Raw genomic sequence first — 20,268 nt, forward strand, 5'->3', positions numbered from 1 at the left:
GAACCGGCGGATGCATCATTTGCTGTCGATGTGGCCGCGCGGCAACGCTAATCGGTGACGCAAAAATACGTGCGCGGCAGCCTGCGGTAGGCGCTGTAGCGGTAGTACGGCCTGTAGGCGTAGCCGCGATAGAGTGCGGGCGGCTCCTCGCCGTAATAGGCGCCGTGATAGAAATTATAGACCGGCCCTTCGGCGCAACGATAGGCATCCCAGGTCGGACCGATGAACGGCGCCACCCCAACCTCGGGCGGGACCGCCGGATACGGCCCGCCGGCGCGCGCGGGCGTGGCTACGCTCAGTGCTGCGAGAAGGAAAAACCACGCGGTTCGCATGCGCTCGCTCCTGATACGGGGCAATACGCGCATGGAAGCACCGGAACGGCCGGCTGCGCAATCGCGGAGTCCGTCCCGCCCCGCGCCCGGTGCATTGTTGATAACCGGCACAAACCGCCCGCGGCTGGTGACAGGACGCACCGACGTGTTATCGGGGGATGACGCAGTTGCGAGACAGATCGGACACCCATGCGCATCACCCTCGTCGGCTCCCGCCATTTCGGCGTGACCACCCTGAACATGCTCCGGGAGCACGGCGTCTCGATCGTGCGGGTCGTCGTGGCCGACGCCGAGGATCGCCTCGCCGCGAGCGCCAAGGCGGCCGGCATCGAGGTGGCGGTCCAGGCCAATCCGAAGCTGGTGGTCGCCTCCGAAATCGGCCCCGACACCGACCTGATCATCACCGCCCACAGCCACGCCCGGATCGGCAAGGACGCCCTGGCCGCGGCGAAGTACGGCGGGATCGGCTATCATCCCTCGCTGCTGCCGCGTCATCGGGGCAAAGCCGCCGTTGAATGGACCATCAAGGAAGGCGATCCGATCGCCGGCGGCACGATCTATCAGCTTGCCGACCGCATGGACGCCGGCGCCATCGCCGCCCAGGACTGGTGCTTCGTCAAGAAGGGCGAGACGGCTCGCGAGCTCTGGGAGCGCGCGCTCGCTCCGCTCGGCCTCAAGCTGCTGGCCGACGTCATCGACTACGTCAAGGTCCACAAGGCGCTGCCCTCCAAGGTTCAGGACGAGCAATTCGCCACCTTGGCGCCAAGTCTTTCGTGAGTCCTTTCCGAGAGTCAGCCTCCTGAGTCGCCTCCTGACGTTTACCCTTAACGTGAAGCCGCGTTGATTCTGCTTCGAAAATTGGAGCCAGAAACACAAATAAACCATTGTTTCCACAGGAACAATTTTCGCTTTGGCAATGCAACAAATTTCCGTCACATTTGGGTCGAATAAGCGTCAGCATATCAGACAGATTCAAGGACGGAATTCATGCGTTTTGGTCGCATTACGGCATTCTGTGCCGCTTCAGTCATCACCCTCGCCGCTCCCGCCTTCGCCCAGACCCCCTATGACGGCAACTGGCACGTCACCATCGTGACCAAGAGCGGCACCTGCGAGCCGACCGCGAGCTCCATGCTGACGGTTGCCGACGGCAAGATCACCGCGCCCGGCGCTAACGTTTCCGGCACCATTGGCAGCGGGGGACTTGTGAAAGTTTCGATCAATGGTGCATATGCCAACGGTCAACTCAGCGGCAACGCCGGATCGGGGAAGTGGAATGGAGCATCTGCAGGCATACCGTGCAGTGGGCGGTGGGAAGCATCGCGCCAGTAAGAAAATCGGGACCAGCGTCGTAAGCCGGCGGCTGCTGATCGCGGCCGCCGTTTTGTTTGCGGCGGGGATCGCCAACTCTGAGAGCAAGGCCCAGTCAGGCCCGTTCGCCCCGCTGGCGGGGAGCTGGAACGGTGCGGGCACCGTCACGCTGGATGACGGCTCGACCGAGCGGATCCGCTGCCGGGCCAAGTACGCCCCCATCGGACCGACGATGGAGATGTCGCTGACCTGCGCCAGCGACGCCTACAAGTTCAATCTCGGCGCCAACGTCAGGGCTGAAGGCGGCGCCATCGCCGGCAGCTGGTCCGAGGCCAGCCGCAACATCAGCGGCTCCCTCCAGGGCCGCGGCGCTGGCGGAAACTACGAGCTCGTCGCCTCGACCGCCGGCTTCAACGCCAACATCTCGCTGAAGACGTCCGGCAACAAGCAGAGCGTCACGATGCGCGCGGACAGCCAGTTCCGCGGCGCCAACATCTCGCTGTCGCGCTAAGGCGGGCCGCGTTCAAGCCAAAAAGCCCCGGCGATTCCGCCGGGGCTTTTTTATGCGTTTTATGCGTTCGGCACGAACGCCGTGACCTCGATTTCGACCTTGGCCCGCTCGTCCACGAGACCGCCGATGTAGAGCAGCGTCGAGGGCGGAAAATTTCGCCCCAGCGTTTCCTTCCAGGCCGCGCCGATGCCCGCCCCGGCCGCTTCATATTCGCTACGGCTGGTCAGGTACCAGGTCAGGCGGACGATGTGCTCCGGGCCGGCTCCGGCCTCGCCAAGCAGCTTGATGATCCGCTTCAGCGCGGTTGCGACCTGCGCCGCCATGTCAGGCGCGTAATTGCCGGTCTCGTCGCCGCCGGTCTGCCCGGCCAGCACCACCCAGCGGCCCGGCCCTTGGGCCACCACGCCGTGAGAAAAGCCCCGCGGTTTCTTCCATTCGGCCGGCTGCAAGATTTGCATGAGCGAAGATCTCCCTTTTCTTGTTGTTCAATGATGCCTTAACACGCCGCCCTGCATCGCTGCATCCGCAGTTTTGGCCGTTGCAAACGCCGGCGATGTCGCCGATACCGGCCCTCCCCTCAAGCTCGATCGCCCGCACCAGCAACGATGACCGCGACACCGTCCAAAACGATGGCTGCACTGTGGATGGCCGGCTGGCTGGCGCTGATGCTGGTCATGGCGGTTGCCGGCCGCGAGACCACGCGAGAGCTGAACGTCTTCGAGATCATGGAAGTGCGCTCGGTGATCGGCTTGACGCTGTTGCTGCCGATCATCTACCGGGCCGGCGGCTTCAAGGCGGTCGCGACCAAACGCCTGCCCCAGCACCTCGCGCGCAACGGCGTCCATTATTTCGCGCAGCTCGGCTGGTTCTATGCACTGACGCTGATCGGGATCGGCCAGGTCGTCGCGATCGAATTCACCATGCCGATCTGGACCGCGCTGCTGGCCGCAACGTTCCTGTCCGAGCGGATGACCGTGTGGAAGATCGCCGCCATCGCGCTCGGTATCGTCGGCGTCGTCATGATCGTGCGGCCCGCGACCGGCGAGATCAATCCGGGCCAGCTGATCGCGCTGGGAGCCGCGATTGGCTTCAGTATTTCCATGATCTTGGCGAAATCGCTGACCCGGACCGAGAGCGCATTGTCGATCCTGTTCTGGATGATCATCGTGCAGATGGTCGTGGGCCTGCTGCCGACGCTCTATGTCTGGACCTGGCCGTCAGCCACCCTCTGGGGATGGCTCTTCGTCATCGGGGTCTGCGGCACATTCTCGCACTATTGCCTCGCCAGCGCGCTCCGCTACGCGGATGCAACCATCGTGGTCCCGATGGACTTCTTGCGGGTGCCGCTCACCGCGACTGTCGGCTGGCTGCTGTATTCGGAGCGGCTCGACGCCTGGACCGTGCTTGGCGCGACGCTGATCCTGTGCGGCAATCTCCTGAACCTGAAGCCGACCGCCCCGATTCCCGCCCGCGCGCAGTGAACCTCGCGCGGTCTCGCGCGACAAAAACGAAGTGGCCGTGTGATCTGGATCACGTTGGAGGGTCCTTCCATCGTGCACATTCGGCCACACAGCAGCGGGTTGAATACGACGTACCGCCGTTTTGGTGGCGCGAAGTCGGGCACTTCGTGTAGGTTCGTTGCCAATTTGTTGCTGCCTGCAATTCGATTCTGTTGGGGATTTCAGATGCGCACTCTCACCCTGCTCGTTTCGCTGATGTGCATGGCACTGTCGGTCAGTGCAGCGAAGGCCGACCGCCGTGTCGCTTTCGTCGTCGGCAACGGCTCCTACAAGAACGTCGCACAATTGCCGAACCCGCCGATCGACGCCAAGGCGATGGCGGCGACCCTGCGCAACGTCGGCTTCGAGGTGATCGAGGGATCCAACCTCACCCGCGACCAGATGACGGAGAAGCTCCTGGACTTCGGCCGCAAGGCGCAAGGCTCCGATGTCGCAGTGTTCTATTACGCCGGCCACGGCATCGCGGTCAGCGGCAGCAACTACCTCCTGCCTGTCGACGCCGACATCAAGTCGGAGATGGACGTCAAGCTCGGCGCAGCCATTAATATTGACCTGACGCTCGAGCAGACCATGGGCGACGCCAAGGTCAAGCTCGTATTCCTCGACGCCTGCCGCGACAATCCGTTCGCCGCCAAGATCAAGTCGAACTCGGCAACGCGCAGCGTCAACGTGCAGAGCGGTCTTGCCGAGATGAAGTCGGGCGAAGGCACGCTGATCGCGTTCGCCACTGGCCCGGGCCAGACCGCGCTCGACGGCCAGGAGGGCAACAACAGCCCGTTCACCCGCGCGCTAATCGACAACATCACCAAGCCCGGCGTCGAGATCCAGCAGGCGATGACGTCGGTGCGCGCCCAGGTCAACGAAGAGACCCGCAAGGGCCAGCTTCCCTGGGGCCACACCAACCTGATCGGCGCGGTCTATCTCAACCCGTCGCAGCAGACGCAGGTTGCAAACGCAGCGCCGACCGCTTCTGGAAACGTGCCGGCAGCAGCGAGCAGCTCCGACGGTGTCGAGCTCGAGTACTGGCGCTCGGTCAAGGAATCCAACAAGCCGGAAGAGCTCAACGCCTATCTCTCGGCCTATCCGAACGGCCAGTTCAAGGCGCTGGCGCTGGCGCGGCTTGCGGCGATCAAGAGCGGCCCGTCCACGGCGACCCGCAATCTGAACTCCGGGATCGATCCCGCGACCTTCACCGATGACGCCAGCCAGCTCACCGAAGACCAGATCGGCCTCGACAAGGGCCAGCGCCGCGACGTGCAGCGCCGCCTGACCGGGCTCGGCTTCGACACCAAGGTGACCGGTGCGTTCACCGACGAGACCCGCTCGGTGCTGAAGCGCTGGCAGGCCGCCCGCGGTTATCCCTCGACCGGCTACCTCAACAAGCTCCAGCACAAGGCCCTGCTGTCCGAGATCGTGGCGGCCGCGCCGGCCACCGCGAGCGACGATAGCGCGAAGCCGGCCCGGCGTGCTGCCCCGGCCCAGGCCCAGAGCAGCGCACCGGTTCAGCATCGCAACAGCGGCGGCGGCGATGCCGGCGCAGCCTTTGTCGGCGGTGTCGTCGGCGGCATGATGGGCGGCATGTTCCGCCGCTGAGGCGCAAGGCCAGAACTCAAGCAGAAAAGCCCGGCGCCAGCCGGGCTTTTTCGTTGCTAGTAATCCTGGGTGAACCAGGGCACGAGCGTCCGGACGCGCGGCATCGCCTGCGTCGTAATGCTCATTCGCGCCATCTCGGCAATGCGCGGCGCCAATGACGAAAGATCTCCACGGCGGGTCACCAGAAGCAGCTCACGAAAGAATCCAGGGCCCGGCAGCGGGAGAGCGCTGACCTGGGCCGCGTGGGCAAGCCCCTGCAACAGGCACAGCGGCGTGGTGATCGCCACGCCCATCCCTGTCGCGACCATGGCTACCAGGCTGTCCGAGGTGTCAAACTCGAAGGCCCGTGGCGGGCGAATGCCCAAGCGGCTCAGATGGCGCTCGACCTGAGCGCCGACATAGGAGCGTTCGCTATGCCGGACCAGACGATGCCGGGCGAGGATCTCGCGCAAATCAAGGTCGGCGAATTCGGCTTCCAGTCCGCGTGGCACCACGAGCAGATACGGCTCGCGGTAGAACGGGAAGCGCTCGACATCATACAGGTCGTCCATCGCATCGCATGTGATCGCCGCGTCGATCATGCGACGAACCAGGGCCTCCGCATGAGAATGTGCAAGCCCCGACCATGCCGACAGGCTTAGCGCGATCGACCCCGTCATGAGCTCCTTGACGAGGTGCGCGCCGACCGTGCCCGCGTAGGAATCGACGAGGCCGAGCCTGAGATCGACACGTGCAGACTGTTCCGCCGCAGCCCGGAGCGTGCTGAGAAGCACGTCGAAGTCGCGATTCAGATCGAGAACTCGGTCTGCGAGGATGCGCCCTGCCCGGGTCGGCGTCAGCGGCCTGCGGCTCCGGTTGAAGAAGGCGACGCCGACGGCGGCTTCGGCACGCCTCACTGCCTGGGACACGGCGGATTGCGTCATCCCGAACTGGCGCGACGCCTCGAGCATGCTGCCGGAGTCCGCAACGGCAGCGACAATCTGCAGGCTTCGCAGGTCTGGAACGGGTGGCTGCATCTCGATGACTTAAGCAGAAGTCATACAGGGATGCAAATTCTCTTCATTCCATGAATTATCCTTGTCGAAGAGCCGTATCTGAAAGCAGAATTCGTTCTGTCCTAACAATTAAGCAGTCCCGATCCATGAGCGAGCAAGCGGATATTCTGGTGATCGGCCTCGGTGCCATGGGCAGCGCGGCGCTCTATCAACTGGCCAAGCGAGGGGTAAAGGTGGTCGGCCTCGACCGCTTCGCCCCGCCCCACACGATGGGATCCAGCCACGGCGAAACCCGCATCACCCGGCAGGCGGTCGGCGAAGGCCGCGATTACGTGCCGCTCGTGCTGGACACCCACCGGATCTGGCGTGAGCTCGAGGCCGAGACGTCTGCCGAGCTGATGAACCCATGCGGCCTCGTCGTCATGGCGCCCGGCGTCGGCGAGACGTCGCACCACGGCAAGCCGGATTTCGTCGCGCGCTCGATCGGAGCGGCGCGTGACTTCGGCATCGCGCATGAAGTGATCGACGGGCGAGAGGTGGCTCATCGCTTCCCGCAGTTCCTGAATCTCCAGGGTAACGAGAAGGCCTATTACGAGCCCGGCGGAGGATACGTTTTTCCGGAGCGCTGCATCAAGGCGCAGCTGACGCGTGCGGAGCAGCTCGGAGCAACGATCCGCACGGGAGTCGAGGTTCTCTCGATCGCGCAGCGCGGCTCCGCCGTTCGGGTGGAAACGTCCTCGGGCACATTCGAGGCCGACCAGGTGGTGGTGTCGGCCGGCGGTTGGAATGCTCACCTGCTCGGCGCGCCGTTTGACCGCGTGCTCACGGTGAAGCGGCAGGTGCTGCATTGGTACGAGCTCGACGATACCAGCGCGTATCGCGCCAATTCGCCTGTGTTCATCTGGATGCACGGCGCGACCGATGTCGACTACCTCTACGGCTTCCCGCCGCTGCCTGGCGATCGTCGCCTCAAGGTCGCGACCGAGCAGTACGAGACCAGCACGACGGCCGACACCATCGACCGCACCGTCGATCCCGCGGAATCGGCTGAAATGTACCGGAAGCACGTCGCAGGGCGACTCGCCGGCGCCACGCCGCGCGTCGCGCAGGCGGCCGCCTGCATCTACACGGTGACGCCCGATCGGGGCTTCATCATCGACCGCCATCCCGACCATGACAGAATCTGTGTCGTCTCGGCGTGCTCGGGCCACGGCTTCAAGCACTCGGCAGGTATCGGCAATGTCGTGGCCGGGATGGTGACCGACGGTCGAAGCGCGATCGACCTCAGCCCATTCTCCATCTCCCGATTTTCGTGACGTTTGGCACGAGCCTTGTATCTTGAACTAACGCGCGCAACGCGCGTCGTGATCACAATCCTGGAGGCGTCATCCGATGAGAGACATTGTCCGTTCCATGATGACAGGCATCGCGGCGCTGCTGATCCTTGGCAGCGCTCAAGCCGCCGACGGCGTCGATGCCATCAAGCAGCGCGGTACGTTGAATGTGGGCGTCAAGGCTGACTACAAGCCCTTCGGCTTCCGCGACCCCACGGGAAACGTGGTCGGCATCGAGCCGGATCTCGCCGCAGACATTGCCAAGCGCCTCGGCGTCAAGCTCGAACTCGTTCCGGTCGCGGCCTCCAACAGGATCGAATTTCTTCAGCAGGGAAAGGTCGACCTGCTGATCGCGACCATGTCGGACAGGCCGGAGCGCCGTCGCGTGGTTCAAGCCATCGAACCGCTGTACTACTCGGACTATGTGAACATCCTTCTCAACAAGAAGTCCGGCATCAAGGACTGGGCCGAGCTCAAGGGAAAACCCGTCTGTGCCACGTCGGGGGCCTGGTACAACAAGGACGTTGCCAAATCCTACGGCCCCGAAATCGTTGCGTTTGACGGCTCGGAGAAGCCTCTGTTCGCCATGAAGCAGGGCAACTGCATCGGCTATGTCTACGATCAGACCTTCCTGCAGGGCAAGCTGCTCGAGGACGAGTGGAAGGCGGACTACGACTTGCCCCTGAAAGGTATTTTGCCATCGCCATGGATGATCGCTGTCGCGCTCGATAATGCCAGCCTTCAGAAGCTGCTCGAAGATACGACAAAGGACTGGATGAAGACCGGCTTCATCGTGGCAGCGGAAAAGAAGTGGGGCATTACGCCGACCGAGTATTCGCTGCTCATGCACGAGCAATACAAGGACAAATAGACGCGCAGAGCGGAGCGCGAGATACGTCTTGCGCTCCGAACAGGTCGAGCCAATGCACTGATACGAGGCATCGCCTCAACAGTTTGGTGTCGCGTAAAATGCACGCAATCGGCGACTGGTTTCAACGGCTCTACGAAACGACGGGGCTGAATTTCTCCGTATTCTACGATGCCTACGATTGGGACCGCTATTTCGGCGGGCTCAAGATGACGTTGCTTCTGAGCGTCACGACCATCCTGCTGAGTCTCATCATCGGCGCGGTGGGCGCCTTGCTGCAGGGCAGTCCGTCGATGCTGTTGCGGTTGCCCGTCAATGCTTTCGTGGTGGTGTTCCGCAACACGCCGCCGCTGGTCCAGATCTTCTTTTTCTATTTCGGCCTCGGCACCATGCTCCCGGCCGTCGAGGCGGCGGGCATGCGCGTTCCGCTGCTGAGCAACGTCCAGTGGGCCATCATTTCGCTGTCACTGTTCGCGGCCGCCTTCAACGTCGAAATCTTCCGCTCCGGCATCGAGGCGGTGCCGAGGACGACGCTGGAAGCCGCGGAGGCGCTCGGATACACGCGCCTCAAGGCTTACATCCATATCGTCCTTCCGCTGGCCATTCGCGTCTGCCTTCCCGCACTGAACAACAACCTCGTCAACCTGCTCAAGACGACCACCCTCGCCTACGCGATCGCCGTTCCCGAGACGCTGTATGCGGTCAAGCAGATCTGGTCGGAATCCCAGAACGTCTTCGAAATGATGGTCGTATTGCTGGCGACCTACGGCATCCTTGTCGGCGTCCTCGTCTGGCTGATGCATCGCTGGGAGCGGGCGATGCGCATCCCGGGATATGCCCGATGAAGGACGCCCAGCCCGAGCACCGGCTTGCCGTCCTTCTGCCGTACCGTCCCGCGCCGGCCCGGATGTCCGTTCGGATTGGCCCGCTGACGGCCGCGATCATTTGTTTCTGCGCCATCATGGCCGCGTCCACCGCGTGGGCGCAGACCGGACCGGCGGTGCTGTCCCCGCTGCAAGTCATCGTGAAGTGGTCGCCGCTGCTGCTGCGCGGGTTCGCCTTCAACATCCTGATCTCCCTGCTGGCCATGCTGCTGGGGACCATCGCCGGGCTTGGCCTGGGTCTGGGGTTGTTGTCGGAGTTTCGACCGCTCGCCGCCGTCAGCTGGCTCCTGACTCAATTCTTCCGCAACGCACCCTGGCTGGTGCTGCTGTTCTTCGTCATGTTTCTGGTGCCCTTCCAGGTCACCCTCTTCAAGACGACCATCCCGTTGCCGGACTGGATCAAGGCGACGGTGGGCTTCGCATTGCCGGTCATGGCGAACGTCGCCGAGGTCGTGCGCGGCGCCGTCCGCTCCATTCCGTCGACGCAATGGGAGGCGGCGGAATCGCTCTCGTTCACGCGGCGCCAGACGATGTGGCTGATCATGCTGCCACAGTGCATCAAGCGCATGCTGCCGCCCTGGATGAACGTCTATGCGCTGGTTGCGATGTCGACGGTGCTGGCATCGATCGTCGGTGTTTCGGAGATGCTCACCCTGACGGCGCAGGTGCATGCCGCCGAAGGCGGCAGGCCGGAGCTGTTCGCGCCGCTCTATGGTTTCGCGCTGCTGTGTTTCTTTCTCTACTGTTATCCGATCAACCTCTGGACCGCTCGTCTCGAGCGTCGGTTCCGCATACGCTGAGGGCAGAGCATGGCCACGAGCTGGACTCCGGATCAGCCCATCGTCCAATGCGTCGACGTCAGAAAGTCGTTCGGAGCTCTCGAGGTTCTGAAAGGCATCAGCCTGTCGGTCAAAAAGAGTGAGGTGATCTGTATCATCGGCCCGTCCGGATCAGGAAAATCCACGCTGATCCGCTGCATCAATGCGCTGCAGCCGATCTCGTCCGGCAGCATTCAGATCGAAGGCATCGAGGTGTCCGATCCCAGGCTCGACAAGCTGGCGCTGCGCCGCAAGGTCGGGATGGTGTTTCAGCAGTACAATCTTTTCCCGCACAGGACGGCGCTCCAGAACGTGATGATGGCGCCGATCCATGTTCTCGGCCAGAAACGTGCCGAGGTCGAAGCGCGCGCCCGGGCGCTGCTTGCCAAGGTGCGGCTCGCGGGGAAGGAGGATACCTATCCCGGCGAACTCTCCGGCGGACAGCAGCAGCGCGTGGCCATCGCCCGCTCGCTGGCGATGCGACCGGACATCATGCTGTTCGACGAAGTTACGGCCGCCCTCGATCCGGAAACGGTCAAGGAGGTCCTGGTCACCATCCGGGAGCTGGCCGAGGATGGCATGACATGCCTCCTCGTCACCCATGAAATGAACTTCGCGCGTGAGGTCGCCGATCACGTCTACTTCACCGACCGCGGTGTGATCGTCGAGCACGGGCCGCCGGAGGCCCTGTTTACGGCAGCAAAGGACGAGCGAACGCAGCGGTTTCTGTCGCAGGTCCTCTGAGTTCGCCGGCGCGCCGCCCTTCGGCGCCCCTGGCAGGAGGCGCTACTTCCCCGCCGCCTTGCGCAGCGCCTCGTTGATGCGGTCCTGCCAGCCCGGCCCGCCCTGCTGGAAGAACTCCAGCACGTCCTGGTCGATGCGCAGCGTGACCTGCTCCCTGATTCCCGGCGCCACGTTCGGCTTCGATGGCGCCACGGCGACCTTGGCGGTCACCTTCTTGAACGCCGCCTCGGCCTCCGACCGCGCATCGCCAAGCGTGCGCGGCCGCCTCGGTTGATCCGTCATGTCCTAGATTCCCTCAAACAGAGCCGTCGAAAGATACCGCTCGGAGAAGGACGGCACTATAGCCAGAATGGTTTTTCCCGCAGCTTCCGGCCGCTTGCCGATCTGGAGCGCAGCCGCGATCGCCGCGCCCGAGGAGATGCCGCCGGGAATGCCCTCATGCCGCGCCAGCGCCCGCGCGGTCTCGATCGCGGTCGTCGAGTTGATCTTCACGATCTCGTCAATCACCGAGCGGTCGAGGATGTCGGGCACGAAGCCGGCGCCGATGCCCTGGATCTTGTGCGGCGTGTGCTGGCCGCCTGAGAGCACCGGACTTTCCTCCGGCTCGACCGCCACCACCCGCAAGGACGGCTTGCGCGGCTTGAGCACCTGGCCGACGCCGGTGATCGTGCCGCCGGTGCCGACGCCGGCGACGAAGACATCGACGTTGCCGCCGGTGTCGTTCCAGATCTCCTCGGCGGTGGTGCGGCGGTGCACCTCGGGATTGGCGAGGTTCTTGAACTGCTGCGGCATGACCGAGTTCGGCGTCGTCTTCAGGAGCTCCTCGGCGGTCGCGATCGCGCCCTTCATGCCCTGTGCCGCCGGCGTGAGCACCAGCTCTGCGCCGAGAAAGGCCAGCATCTTGCGCCGCTCGATCGACATCGATTCCGGCATCACCAGCTTGAGCCGGTAACCGCGCGAGGCCGCGACGAAGGCGAGCGCGATGCCGGTGTTGCCCGAGGTCGGCTCGATCAGCACGGTGTCAGGCTTGACGATGCCGGCCTTCTCCATCGCGATGATCATGGCCGCGCCGATGCGATCCTTCACGCTCGCGGCCGGATTGAAATATTCAAGTTTTGCCAAAATCGTCGCGCTGACGCCGTGCATGCCCGGCAGCCGCTGCAAGCGCACGATCGGCGTGTCGCCAAAGGCCTCGACGATCGAAGAGTAGATCCGGCCGCGGCCGGGCTGGTGCGCTGCACCCGTGTTGGACGATGCGTCCATGATGAACTCCCTGTGACGACAATTTCTGCTTCTGCAGCGTCTCTTGCGCAGTAACGGACAGCTTGGGATGACACGCAAGCGACAATGCGGCACATGTTAAATACGCTGCATCGCAAAATCGCGTGAGCCGTAATTATCAGAAAACCAACGTATTTGTGTTGCGACCTCGTCAACTGATTCGGTCTATGTTAGACTTAGGTCTCAGAGCAGAGAGGTCACCGCGATGTCAGCAGTTGCTGAAGTGTTGTCGACCGTCGCATATCACCGCGACCCGCGTTGCAGCGAGTTGCCGACCTGCCCCGTTTGCGCCGACTCGATGGTCGCCGCCGAAGCATCCGCCTACATCTCTGACCACATGATCAGCTATCTCTGGACCTGCGACAATTGCGGCTACGGCTTCGTGACCAAGCACGCCGTCAAGCAGCGGATCGTCTGCAATTGACTAGCGCGGGGCGATGTCGCCCCTCGCCCAGTCCTGGCGCGTGCGCTGGTAGAACTCGTCGAACGTCCCGTTTGCGATCGCGTTCCTGATGCCCTGCATCAGGAACTGGTAGTAGGCGATATTGATCTCGGAAAGCAGCATGGCGCCCAGCGTCTCGCCCGCCTTGACGAGATGATGCAGGTAGGCGCGCGCGTAGTTGCGCGCCGACGGCCAGGAACTCTCTTCGTCGAGCGGACGCGGATCGTCGGCGTGGCGCGCGTTGCGCAAATTGACCTGGCCGAAGCGCGTGAAGGCGACGCCATGCCGGCCATTGCGTGTCGGCATCACGCAATCGAACATGTCGATGCCGCGCTTGACCGCTTCGAGGATGTCGTCCGGCGTGCCGACGCCCATCAAATAGCGCGGCCGCTCCCTCGGCAGCATCGGTGCGGTCTCGTCGATCATCGCCAGCATCACCGCCTGCGGCTCGCCGACGGCGAGGCCGCCGATCGCATAGCCGTGGAAGCCGATTGCGACGAGGCCTTCGGCGCTGGCGTGGCGAAGCTGCGGCACGTCGCCGCCCTGCACGATGCCGAACAGCATGTAACCGTCGGGTGCACTCTCGAATGCGCGCTTGCTTCGCTCGGCCCAGCGCAGCGACAGCCGCATCGCCCGCTCGATGTCGTCGCGCTCGGCCGGCAGCCGCACGCATTCGTCCATCTGCATGGCGATGTCGGAGCCGAGGAAGCGCTGCACCTCGATCGAGCGCTCCGGTGACAGCTCGACCTTGGCGCCGTCGATATGCGAACGGAATGTGACGGCGTTCTCGGTGACCTTGCGCAGGTCCGACAGCGACATCACCTGGAAGCCGCCCGAATCCGTCAACATCGGCCCGTTCCAGCCGGTGAATCGCTGCAGGCCGCCGAGCGCCGAGATCCGCTCGGCGCCGGGGCGTAGCATCAGATGATAGGTGTTGCCGAGCACGATGTCGGCGCCGGCCTCACGCACCTCGCGCCAGTGCATGCCCTTCATGGCGCCGGCGGTTCCGACCGGCATGAAGGCCGGCGTCCGCACCACACCATGCGGCGTGGTCAGGCGCCCGGTGCGTGCGGCGCCATCGGTGGCGAGCAGTTCGAAATGATTGGGTAGAGCGGTGTCGGGAAGATTCATGGTCGTGCTTATTGCGTGTCGGAAGAGGCTGATCAACCCGCCCGGGCCACGCCAGAGCCGGCTTGTGGTTCAGACCGGGACATATTTGACGCCGACTTGATCGCCTGGCGCGCTTGCCAAACAAAACGATACAGTATAGTTTTTACGCTGGGGCTGGACGAGATGCCGCGGTGAATTTTGCCGGCGGCAGTATTTGCGTGATCGCCAGCCACCGACAATGCCCTCCGCTTCATGTTCGACCGAAATGTTCGGCTCCTCGCGCGGCTGGATCAGACAGACAGGCGTCCGCCTGACCGGATTCCTGGTTCTGGCGTGCAGCCTGGCACTCGGCGCCTGCACCTCCCTGCCCCGCACGCCCTATACGGCCGCCGAGGCCAGCACGTCGCGCGTGCTCGATATCGACGGTCTCAGGCGCTACGCGGACGAGCCCGTCACGAAATTCAGCTTCGACAAGGACACCAGCACCGCGACGAAGTCCTATCTGGCGCTCTCCGGCGGCGGCGCCGACGGCGCCTACGGCGTCGGCGTGCTGAGCGGTTGGACCGCTGCCAGGACCCGTCCCACCTTCTCGGTCGTCTCGGGCGTGAGCACCGGCGGCCTGATCGCGCCCTTTGCGTTCCTCGGCTCGCAATATGACGACACGCTGAGGGAGGTTTACACCAGCGGCATCGCCGAGAGCCTCCTGAACGATCCCAGCATCATGCGCGTGCTGTTCGGATCCGGCCTATTCGGCAACACGCGGCTGCGCGAGCTCGTCGCCCGCTATGTCGGGCCGGAGATCATGGCGCAGGTCGCGCGTGAAAATGCCAAGGGCCGAAAGCTGCTGGTGGTGACCACCGATCTCGACACCCAGCGGACCGCCATCTGGGACATGGGCAAGATCGCAGCGGTCGGAACACCCGAGGCGCTCAAACTGTTTCGCGACGTGATGGCGGCCTCCGCCAGCATTCCCCTGGTGTTTCCACCCATCATGATCGACGCCGAAGGCCAGGGCCGCAGATTTCAGGAGATGCATGTCGACGGCGGCGTGACGGCGCCGGTGCTGACGCTGCCGGAAGCCCTGCTCTCCCAGGACCGCCTGCCCGGCAACGCGCGGATGAACATCTACATCCTCGTCAACAAGAAGATCGAACGCAATTTCGAGCTCGTGTCCAACAGCACCATCGACGTCGCCTCGCGCAGCCTGTCGTCGATCACCCAGTCGCAGACGCGCTCGATCATCTTCTCGACCTATGATTTCGCCAAGCGCAACAATCTCGGCTTCCACCTCTCCTACATCGCGCGCGATTATCCCGCGCCGCCTTCGGAAGGGTTCGACACCGCCTATATGCGGGCGCTATATCAGTACGGATATGAGAAGGCTGCCTCCGGCCAGGCCTGGACTTCAAAGCTGCCGTGATCCCTCGTGACGGAACGAGACAGTGCCGAAACCGTTGACGATATGGCCAATTCGGCCAGATTCGCGATGACGCCCCCGCTCCTGCGCGATATAGAGCAAATGACGACGATTAGAAGCGCGCAGGAATCATTGGGCATGGGATTGACTGCGACCAGGACAAAACCGGCGGCGCCACGGCGCGAGGTGCCGAAATCACGCGGCGGCCGTCCGACGAAAACCGCTGCGATCGAGCGCGATCAGCGGCTGATCGAGGTTGCCACCCGCCTGTTCCTGGATCGCGGCTTCGACGCGACCTCGCTCGACGCGGTCGCGGAAGCCGCTCGGGTCAGCAAACCCACCGTCTATTCCCGTTACGGGGACAAGCGCGGCCTGTTTGCCGCCGTGCTGAGGCGCGAAATCGCGCGCTGGCTTGCGCCGCTATCGGCAGCCGCCGAGACCCAGCTCTCCAGCGTCTCGGACATTTCGGTCGAGCAGCGGCTGGTCGAGATCGGGCGCGAGATGCTGACCTTCACCTGCGGGCCCGATGCCGTCGCCTTCAGCCGCATGATGACGTCACAGGCCATCAACTTCCCCGACATCGCCAAGCTCGGCAAGGAGGAAGGTTGGCTGAAGGCCGTCGCCACCACGGCCCGCTTCTTCGACCATCTGGTGGCGCAGGGCGCACTCGACGTCGACGACACCACGATCGCGGCGGAAGTGTTCCTCGACGTCGTCGTCGGTCACACCCACCGCCTGGCGACGTTCGGCACGGCGCTGGAGTTGAAGGCCGCCGAGAAGCGCATGCGCGCGGCGATCAAGTTGTTCCTGGCCGGCGCGCTGGGACCCGCGGACCGCGTCCAGAGCGCCGCAAAGGGCACACAGCGGCGGCGCCCGTCCCGCTGACAATTCCGTGAGGTAGCGACGTTTCCCCTTCGAGGTTACGCCCGCGTCATTGACCAAAACAAAACGATACGGTATGGTTTAGTTATAAGCGATACGGACCGCTTTTTCACCAGCCCCAAAGTGGTCCGTACCGCCCAAGATCGCCGTGCCGGGTCCAGCCCGCTGCGACGCTCCGCGGCCGGCCAATGCCCAAGGTCGGCCGCGAATTCTTTACGATCATCCGGCACACTCGCTGGCCGAGGGTTTCGAGCATGACGACAGCCAAACGATTGACCTCGCGATTGCTTGCGATCGCCTTGCCCGCGCTGCTCCTTGCCGCGGCGCCGACGCAGGCGACGGTGGCCGCGGGCACGCCGACCGCGCTTCACGGCGACACAGATGGTGATGCCGAAGCAGACCGCCAAGCGGTCAGTCGCGAAATCGAACGATTCCGTAGCTCGTCGATCTCGATCAGCCAGGCCATGGCGATTGCGGAAGCCCGTCATGCCGGCGCCACGACGGCGGATGTGAGTTTCGACGGAGCCTCCGGTGTGCCGGTCTACCGGGTGAAGACCCTGCACAACGACCGTATCTGGCGCCACACCATCAACGCTGCCACCGGCGAGCTCGTCGGCGGTGAAGCCGCCCTCCCCCTCGCCGAGCTCGATCTCGACGACCGCAGCAACCTCGCGGCGCTCGGTGCCATCAAGCACCGCCTTGCGGATGCCGTGCACGTCGCCGAACGTGCGGCCTCGGGCAAGGCGATCAGCGGCGGACTGGTGCGCGAACGCGGCCGGCTGAATTTCGCGATCGTCGTCATCAGCGGCGACAACCTCAAGGAGGTCATCCTGGAGCCACCGGGCGCCCGGGCGAAATAGCGGCGGCCACAATCCCGCCGAAAAGCCATTGACGGACGCGAAACTCTCCCGCATAAGTCGCCGCCATGTTCACGACCACCAAACGCACGACTAAAACCACCACGGCCTTCGGGGCCCGGGGAGGCGTGCGCGCGTAGGTCGTCGACTTAAACGCAATCCACTCTACCGAAGCTCCGACCGCTGGTCCGGGGCTTTTTTGTTGTCTTCAGCTCAATGCAATGGAGGAGAATGTGAGTAACGATCCCGTCGTCGCGATTGTCGGCGTCACCGGTGCGGTGGGCGCCGAATTCATCGCCACCATGGACAAGCGCGGCTTTCGCGTCGGCAAGCTCAAGGCACTCGCCAGCGCCCGCTCGGCCGGCAAGACGGTGTCGTTCCGCGGCCAGGACGTCGTCATCGAGGAGCTCACCGAGCGCGCCTTCGAGGGCGTCGACATCGCGCTGTTCTCGGCCGGCGGCAGCATCTCCAAGAAGTTCGCGCCAATCGCCGTCAAGGCCGGCGCCGTCGTGGTCGACAACTCCTCCGCCTTCCGCATGGACCCCAACGTCCCGCTGGTGATCCCCGAGATCAACGCCAACCGGATCCGCGACCACAAGGGCATCATTGCGAACCCGAACTGCGCCGCGATCACCGCGCTGGTGCCGCTCTGGCCGATCCACCAGAAGAACCGCATCAAGCGCGTCATCATCTCGACCTACCAGGCGGCCTCGGGCGCCGGTGCTGCCGCGATGGACGAGCTCGTCGAGTCCACCCGCGCCAATCTCAACGGGCAGGTCTATACGCCCAAGGTGATGCCGCACCCCTACGCCTTCAATCTCTTCAACCACAACACCGCCGTCGATCCCGAGACCGGCTACAACGACGAAGAGACCAAGGTCATCAAGGAAACCCGCAAGATCTTCGAGGACGAAAAGATCGCGATCGGCGTCACCTGCGTCCGCGTGCCGGTGCTGCGCGCCCATTGCGAGGCCATCACCTTCGAATGCGAGAAGCCGATCAACGAGGACCAGGTCCGTGCCATCATGGCGCAGGCGCCCGGCGTGAAGCTCGTCGACGACCGCGTGAAGAACTACTTCCCGATGCCGATCGACGCTTCGGGCCAGGACGACGTCCTGGTCGGCCGCATCCGCAAGGATCTCAGCGATCCCTCAGGGCATTCGATCTCGATGTTCGTGGCGGCGGACCAGCTGCTCAAGGGCGCCGCGCTGAACGCGGTGCAGATCGCGGAGTTATTGCCGCAGCGCGTGATGGCGTAACCGGTGTCGTAGGGTGGGCAAAGCCAAGCGTGCCCACCAATCGACCTGAAATATGCGGATAGAGGGTGGGCACGGCGCTACGCGCCTTTGCCCACCCTACGGCTCCGCCCGAAACAACAAACACGCATCCCCGTACGAATAGAACCGGTACCCCTCCGCAATCGCGTGCGCGTAGGCCTGCTGCATCGCTTCGAGCCCGGAGAACGCCGACACCAGCATGAACAGCGTCGACTTCGGCAAATGGAAATTCGTCAGCAGGATATCGACGGCACGGAAGCGATAGCCGGGGGTGATGAAGATCGACGTCTCGGCCGCGAACGGCTGGATGGTGCCGTCCTCGCTGGCCGCGCTTTCGAGCAGCCGCAGTGACGTCGTGCCGACGGCGATGATGCGGCCGCCATTCTGCCGTGCGGTGTTGAGCCGCTCCGCCGTCTCGGCGGAGATCGTGCCCCATTCGGCATGCATCTTGTGGCCTTCGGTGTCGTCCACCTTCACCGGCAGAAAGGTCCCTGCCCCGACGTGCAACGTGATGCGGTTGATGCCGACGCCGCGGTCGCGCAGCGCCTGCTCCAGCGCCGGGGTGAAATGCAGGCCCGCGGTAGGCGCCGCGACGGCGCCTTCGTTCGCCGCGAACATGGTCTGGTAGTCCGCGAGGTCCTGATCATCGGGCGTGCGCTTGGAGGCGATATAGGGCGGCAGCGGCGGGCTGCCGAGATCTTCGATCGCCTGATCCAGCGCCGGGCCGTGAAACGAGAATGACAGTGTCACTTCACCATCGGTGCCCTTGGCCTCGACCTCGGCGTCGAGATGGCCGAGCAGGCAGACCTTGCCCTCGTTGCCGAAGCGGATGCGGTCACCGGCGACGAGTTTCTTCGCCGGCTTGACCAGCGCCTGCCAGCGCGAGCCGTCGAGGCGCTTGATCAGCGTCGCCTCGATCTTGGGTTCGGTCTCGCGGCCGATGCGGCGGCCCTTGAGTTGTGCCGCGATCACCTTGGTATCGTTGACGACGAGCTGGTCGCCCGGCTTCAGCCATTGCGGCAGCTCGGAAATGAGCTGGTCGCGCAGCGCGCCACCTTCCACGACCAGCATCTTCGCGGAGTCGCGCGGGATCGCCGGGCGCAACGCGATGCGCTCGGCGGGCAGATCGAAATCGAAGAGATCAGTACGCATGTGTCCTGTGCTTCTAAACGGCGAAAGTGCGTCTGGCGATCGGACGGAGCCGATCGCGCAACCAGATCATGCCGGGATCGCGGCTGCGGCCGCTGCACCACACCATCGCATGCGGCAGCGGCGCAATCGCAAACGGAACCTCCATGCTCGCAAGATCGTAAGCGTCGACCACGTCCGCCATGGCCGCCGACGGCAGCGTCGCCAACAGATCGGACCGGGCCAGGATCGGCGCGATCGCAGGAAAATGCGGCACCCATCCGGCAATCGTCCGCGTCAGGCCGGCGGCTGCGGCGGCAACGTTGACCGGGCTTCTCACATTGTCGCCGATCCGCACCGCAAGATGCGGCCAGCGCGCCCAGTTCGCGGGCCCCCATTCCGAGAATGCCGGATGATCGCGCCGGCCGAAGCAGCGCCAACCCAGCGCCCCGATCGCCTCGCCCGCCACGCTCCGTGGCCATTGCAGTTCCGACGGCACGATCGCGAGGTCGATCTGGCCCTCCGCGACGTCAAGCAGGGTCGGCGCGCGTGGCGTGGTCCACTCGACCGACACCAACGGCGCCTCCTTGCGCACCCGCGCGAGTAGTTCGGCAAACAGCGCGAGCGCAAAATCAGGCACCGCGAGCCTGAACACGCGCTGTGAATCCGCCGGATCGAACACCTGCGTCGGCGACAGCACGCGCTGAATGCCGCTCAGCATCGGCCGCGCCTGCTCGATCAGATCGAGCGCGAACGCCGTCGGCTGCATCCGCACCCCGCCCTTGACCAGCAGCGGGTCGCCGAACTGGCTGCGCAGCCGGGACAGGGAGTGGCTGATCGCCGACTGCGTCCGCCCCAGTCGCTCGGCCGCGCGGGTAACGCTGCGCTCGACCATCAGAACATCGAACACGACCAGCAGGTTGAGGTCGAACCGGCGTAAATCGATTTCATTCATGAGGAGGCA

At 64.3% G+C, this 20,268-nt stretch carries 23 protein-coding genes; 15 read left to right on the plus strand and 8 right to left on the minus strand.

The window, feature by feature from the left end; genetic code table 11:
* Positions 1 to 47: 47 nt before the first annotated feature.
* Positions 48 to 332: a hypothetical protein gene (locus AB7008_RS26970; RefSeq protein WP_304489896.1), complete on the minus strand. Its 285-nt coding sequence runs from the start codon at positions 330 to 332 to the stop codon at positions 48 to 50.
* A 189-nt stretch (positions 333 to 521) separates the two neighbouring features.
* Here AB7008_RS26970 and AB7008_RS26975 point away from each other — a divergent pair, with 189 nt between their 5' ends.
* The 3 genes from AB7008_RS26975 (at position 522) to AB7008_RS26985 (ending at position 2,154) form a co-directional block, all read left to right on the plus strand.
* Positions 522 to 1,109, plus strand: coding sequence for a formyltransferase family protein (locus tag AB7008_RS26975; protein ID WP_028156175.1), 588 nt, complete (start codon positions 522 to 524; stop codon positions 1,107 to 1,109).
* Between the two features lie 210 nt (positions 1,110 to 1,319).
* The gene (locus AB7008_RS26980; RefSeq protein ID WP_014495138.1) at positions 1,320 to 1,664 is read left to right on the plus strand and encodes a hypothetical protein; all 345 of its coding nucleotides are present in this window, start codon (positions 1,320 to 1,322) and stop codon (positions 1,662 to 1,664) included.
* Positions 1,609 to 2,154 carry a hypothetical protein gene (locus tag AB7008_RS26985; RefSeq protein WP_304489897.1) on the plus strand — a complete coding sequence of 182 codons (546 nt, stop codon included), beginning with the start codon at positions 1,609 to 1,611 and terminating at the stop codon, positions 2,152 to 2,154. The genes AB7008_RS26980 and AB7008_RS26985 overlap by 56 nt, the downstream gene beginning before the upstream one ends.
* A 59-nt stretch (positions 2,155 to 2,213) precedes the next feature.
* Here the strand turns inward: AB7008_RS26985 and AB7008_RS26990 are convergent, their stop codons facing one another.
* Complete coding sequence (locus AB7008_RS26990) at positions 2,214 to 2,612, minus strand: RidA family protein (protein ID WP_041960251.1); 399 nt, start codon at positions 2,610 to 2,612, stop codon at positions 2,214 to 2,216.
* 147 nt (positions 2,613 to 2,759) lie between these two features.
* Between AB7008_RS26990 and AB7008_RS26995 the strand changes: the two genes are divergently transcribed.
* Both AB7008_RS26995 and AB7008_RS27000 read left to right on the plus strand, forming a co-directional pair.
* On the plus strand, positions 2,760 to 3,635 hold the full coding sequence (locus AB7008_RS26995; RefSeq protein ID WP_304489898.1) for a DMT family transporter: 876 nt from the start codon (positions 2,760 to 2,762) through the stop codon (positions 3,633 to 3,635).
* A 204-nt stretch (positions 3,636 to 3,839) separates the two neighbouring features.
* On the plus strand, positions 3,840 to 5,267 hold the full coding sequence (locus AB7008_RS27000) for a caspase family protein (RefSeq protein WP_248877668.1): 1,428 nt from the start codon (positions 3,840 to 3,842) through the stop codon (positions 5,265 to 5,267).
* Between the two features lie 56 nt (positions 5,268 to 5,323).
* Here the strand turns inward: AB7008_RS27000 and AB7008_RS27005 are convergent, their stop codons facing one another.
* On the minus strand, positions 5,324 to 6,283 hold the full coding sequence (locus tag AB7008_RS27005) for a LysR family transcriptional regulator (protein WP_028156170.1): 960 nt from the start codon (positions 6,281 to 6,283) through the stop codon (positions 5,324 to 5,326).
* 125 nt (positions 6,284 to 6,408) lie between these two features.
* On the opposite strand from AB7008_RS27005, the gene solA reads away from it, so the two are divergent.
* From solA to AB7008_RS27030, 5 genes are all read left to right on the plus strand, one after another.
* Entirely contained in the window at positions 6,409 to 7,578 is a 1,170-nt protein-coding gene (gene solA / locus AB7008_RS27010) for an N-methyl-L-tryptophan oxidase (protein ID WP_304489899.1), read from the plus strand.
* Between the two features lie 76 nt (positions 7,579 to 7,654).
* A complete protein-coding gene (locus AB7008_RS27015; RefSeq protein WP_304489900.1) occupies positions 7,655 to 8,467 on the plus strand; it encodes a transporter substrate-binding domain-containing protein in 813 nt (270 codons plus the stop codon).
* A gap of 98 nt (positions 8,468 to 8,565) precedes the next feature.
* Positions 8,566 to 9,309: an amino acid ABC transporter permease gene (locus AB7008_RS27020; protein ID WP_014495130.1), complete on the plus strand. Its 744-nt coding sequence runs from the start codon at positions 8,566 to 8,568 to the stop codon at positions 9,307 to 9,309.
* The gene (locus tag AB7008_RS27025; RefSeq protein ID WP_304489901.1) at positions 9,306 to 10,148 is read left to right on the plus strand and encodes an amino acid ABC transporter permease; all 843 of its coding nucleotides are present in this window, start codon (positions 9,306 to 9,308) and stop codon (positions 10,146 to 10,148) included. Before AB7008_RS27020 ends, AB7008_RS27025 begins: the two co-directional genes overlap by 4 nt.
* Positions 10,149 to 10,157: 9 nt before the next feature.
* Positions 10,158 to 10,910: an amino acid ABC transporter ATP-binding protein gene (locus AB7008_RS27030; RefSeq protein WP_304489902.1), complete on the plus strand. Its 753-nt coding sequence runs from the start codon at positions 10,158 to 10,160 to the stop codon at positions 10,908 to 10,910.
* 42 nt (positions 10,911 to 10,952) lie between these two features.
* Here the strand turns inward: AB7008_RS27030 and AB7008_RS27035 are convergent, their stop codons facing one another.
* Positions 10,953 to 11,192: a BrnA antitoxin family protein gene (locus AB7008_RS27035; protein ID WP_304489903.1), complete on the minus strand. Its 240-nt coding sequence runs from the start codon at positions 11,190 to 11,192 to the stop codon at positions 10,953 to 10,955.
* A gap of 3 nt (positions 11,193 to 11,195) precedes the next feature.
* Positions 11,196 to 12,173: a cysteine synthase A gene (cysK, locus tag AB7008_RS27040; RefSeq protein WP_304489904.1), complete on the minus strand. Its 978-nt coding sequence runs from the start codon at positions 12,171 to 12,173 to the stop codon at positions 11,196 to 11,198.
* 223 nt (positions 12,174 to 12,396) lie between these two features.
* Here cysK and AB7008_RS27045 point away from each other — a divergent pair, with 223 nt between their 5' ends.
* The gene (locus AB7008_RS27045) at positions 12,397 to 12,615 is read left to right on the plus strand and encodes a hypothetical protein (RefSeq protein ID WP_304489905.1); all 219 of its coding nucleotides are present in this window, start codon (positions 12,397 to 12,399) and stop codon (positions 12,613 to 12,615) included.
* Here the strand turns inward: AB7008_RS27045 and tgt are convergent, their stop codons facing one another.
* Positions 12,616 to 13,764, minus strand: a complete 1,149-nt coding sequence (gene tgt / locus AB7008_RS27050) for a tRNA guanosine(34) transglycosylase Tgt (RefSeq protein WP_304489906.1) — start codon at positions 13,762 to 13,764, stop codon at positions 12,616 to 12,618.
* A 244-nt stretch (positions 13,765 to 14,008) separates the two neighbouring features.
* Here tgt and AB7008_RS27055 point away from each other — a divergent pair, with 244 nt between their 5' ends.
* From AB7008_RS27055 to AB7008_RS27070, 4 genes are all read left to right on the plus strand, one after another.
* Positions 14,009 to 15,163, plus strand: coding sequence for a patatin-like phospholipase family protein (locus AB7008_RS27055; protein ID WP_441261249.1), 1,155 nt, complete (start codon positions 14,009 to 14,011; stop codon positions 15,161 to 15,163).
* A gap of 135 nt (positions 15,164 to 15,298) precedes the next feature.
* Positions 15,299 to 16,045 (plus strand): TetR/AcrR family transcriptional regulator, encoded by a 747-nt coding sequence (locus AB7008_RS27060; RefSeq protein WP_248877678.1) that lies wholly within the window; start codon positions 15,299 to 15,301, stop codon positions 16,043 to 16,045.
* A gap of 251 nt (positions 16,046 to 16,296) precedes the next feature.
* Entirely contained in the window at positions 16,297 to 16,902 is a 606-nt protein-coding gene (locus AB7008_RS27065) for a PepSY domain-containing protein (RefSeq protein ID WP_248877680.1), read from the plus strand.
* 218 nt (positions 16,903 to 17,120) lie between these two features.
* Positions 17,121 to 18,158: an aspartate-semialdehyde dehydrogenase gene (locus AB7008_RS27070; protein WP_248877682.1), complete on the plus strand. Its 1,038-nt coding sequence runs from the start codon at positions 17,121 to 17,123 to the stop codon at positions 18,156 to 18,158.
* 96 nt (positions 18,159 to 18,254) lie between these two features.
* Here the strand turns inward: AB7008_RS27070 and queA are convergent, their stop codons facing one another.
* Positions 18,255 to 19,328 (minus strand): tRNA preQ1(34) S-adenosylmethionine ribosyltransferase-isomerase QueA, encoded by a 1,074-nt coding sequence (queA, locus tag AB7008_RS27075; RefSeq protein WP_028156159.1) that lies wholly within the window; start codon positions 19,326 to 19,328, stop codon positions 18,255 to 18,257.
* Positions 19,329 to 19,341: 13 nt separating this feature from the next.
* Positions 19,342 to 20,259 (minus strand): LysR family transcriptional regulator, encoded by a 918-nt coding sequence (locus AB7008_RS27080; protein WP_304489908.1) that lies wholly within the window; start codon positions 20,257 to 20,259, stop codon positions 19,342 to 19,344.
* Positions 20,260 to 20,268 lie beyond the last annotated feature (9 nt).

The organism is Bradyrhizobium sp. 521_C7_N1_3 (assembly GCF_052075975.1).
Classification (GTDB): domain Bacteria; phylum Pseudomonadota; class Alphaproteobacteria; order Rhizobiales; family Xanthobacteraceae; genus Bradyrhizobium; species Bradyrhizobium japonicum.

Coding starts and splice junctions, on each gene's coding strand:
- AB7008_RS26970 (WP_304489896.1), bottom strand. CDS start 332: ATGCGAACCGCGTGGTTTTTCCTTCTCGCAGCACTGAGCGTAGCCACG.
- AB7008_RS26975 (WP_028156175.1), top strand. CDS start 522: ATGCGCATCACCCTCGTCGGCTCCCGCCATTTCGGCGTGACCACCCTG.
- AB7008_RS26980 (WP_014495138.1), top strand. CDS start 1,320: ATGCGTTTTGGTCGCATTACGGCATTCTGTGCCGCTTCAGTCATCACC.
- AB7008_RS26985 (WP_304489897.1), top strand. CDS start 1,609: ATGGAGCATCTGCAGGCATACCGTGCAGTGGGCGGTGGGAAGCATCGC.
- AB7008_RS26990 (WP_041960251.1), bottom strand. CDS start 2,612: ATGCAAATCTTGCAGCCGGCCGAATGGAAGAAACCGCGGGGCTTTTCT.
- AB7008_RS26995 (WP_304489898.1), top strand. CDS start 2,760: ATGACCGCGACACCGTCCAAAACGATGGCTGCACTGTGGATGGCCGGC.
- AB7008_RS27000 (WP_248877668.1), top strand. CDS start 3,840: ATGCGCACTCTCACCCTGCTCGTTTCGCTGATGTGCATGGCACTGTCG.
- AB7008_RS27005 (WP_028156170.1), bottom strand. CDS start 6,283: ATGCAGCCACCCGTTCCAGACCTGCGAAGCCTGCAGATTGTCGCTGCC.
- solA (WP_304489899.1), top strand. CDS start 6,409: ATGAGCGAGCAAGCGGATATTCTGGTGATCGGCCTCGGTGCCATGGGC.
- AB7008_RS27015 (WP_304489900.1), top strand. CDS start 7,655: ATGAGAGACATTGTCCGTTCCATGATGACAGGCATCGCGGCGCTGCTG.
- AB7008_RS27020 (WP_014495130.1), top strand. CDS start 8,566: ATGCACGCAATCGGCGACTGGTTTCAACGGCTCTACGAAACGACGGGG.
- AB7008_RS27025 (WP_304489901.1), top strand. CDS start 9,306: ATGAAGGACGCCCAGCCCGAGCACCGGCTTGCCGTCCTTCTGCCGTAC.
- AB7008_RS27030 (WP_304489902.1), top strand. CDS start 10,158: ATGGCCACGAGCTGGACTCCGGATCAGCCCATCGTCCAATGCGTCGAC.
- AB7008_RS27035 (WP_304489903.1), bottom strand. CDS start 11,192: ATGACGGATCAACCGAGGCGGCCGCGCACGCTTGGCGATGCGCGGTCG.
- cysK (WP_304489904.1), bottom strand. CDS start 12,173: ATGGACGCATCGTCCAACACGGGTGCAGCGCACCAGCCCGGCCGCGGC.
- AB7008_RS27045 (WP_304489905.1), top strand. CDS start 12,397: ATGTCAGCAGTTGCTGAAGTGTTGTCGACCGTCGCATATCACCGCGAC.
- tgt (WP_304489906.1), bottom strand. CDS start 13,764: ATGAATCTTCCCGACACCGCTCTACCCAATCATTTCGAACTGCTCGCC.
- AB7008_RS27055 (WP_441261249.1), top strand. CDS start 14,009: ATGTTCGGCTCCTCGCGCGGCTGGATCAGACAGACAGGCGTCCGCCTG.
- AB7008_RS27060 (WP_248877678.1), top strand. CDS start 15,299: ATGGGATTGACTGCGACCAGGACAAAACCGGCGGCGCCACGGCGCGAG.
- AB7008_RS27065 (WP_248877680.1), top strand. CDS start 16,297: ATGACGACAGCCAAACGATTGACCTCGCGATTGCTTGCGATCGCCTTG.
- AB7008_RS27070 (WP_248877682.1), top strand. CDS start 17,121: ATGGAGGAGAATGTGAGTAACGATCCCGTCGTCGCGATTGTCGGCGTC.
- queA (WP_028156159.1), bottom strand. CDS start 19,328: ATGCGTACTGATCTCTTCGATTTCGATCTGCCCGCCGAGCGCATCGCG.
- AB7008_RS27080 (WP_304489908.1), bottom strand. CDS start 20,259: ATGAATGAAATCGATTTACGCCGGTTCGACCTCAACCTGCTGGTCGTG.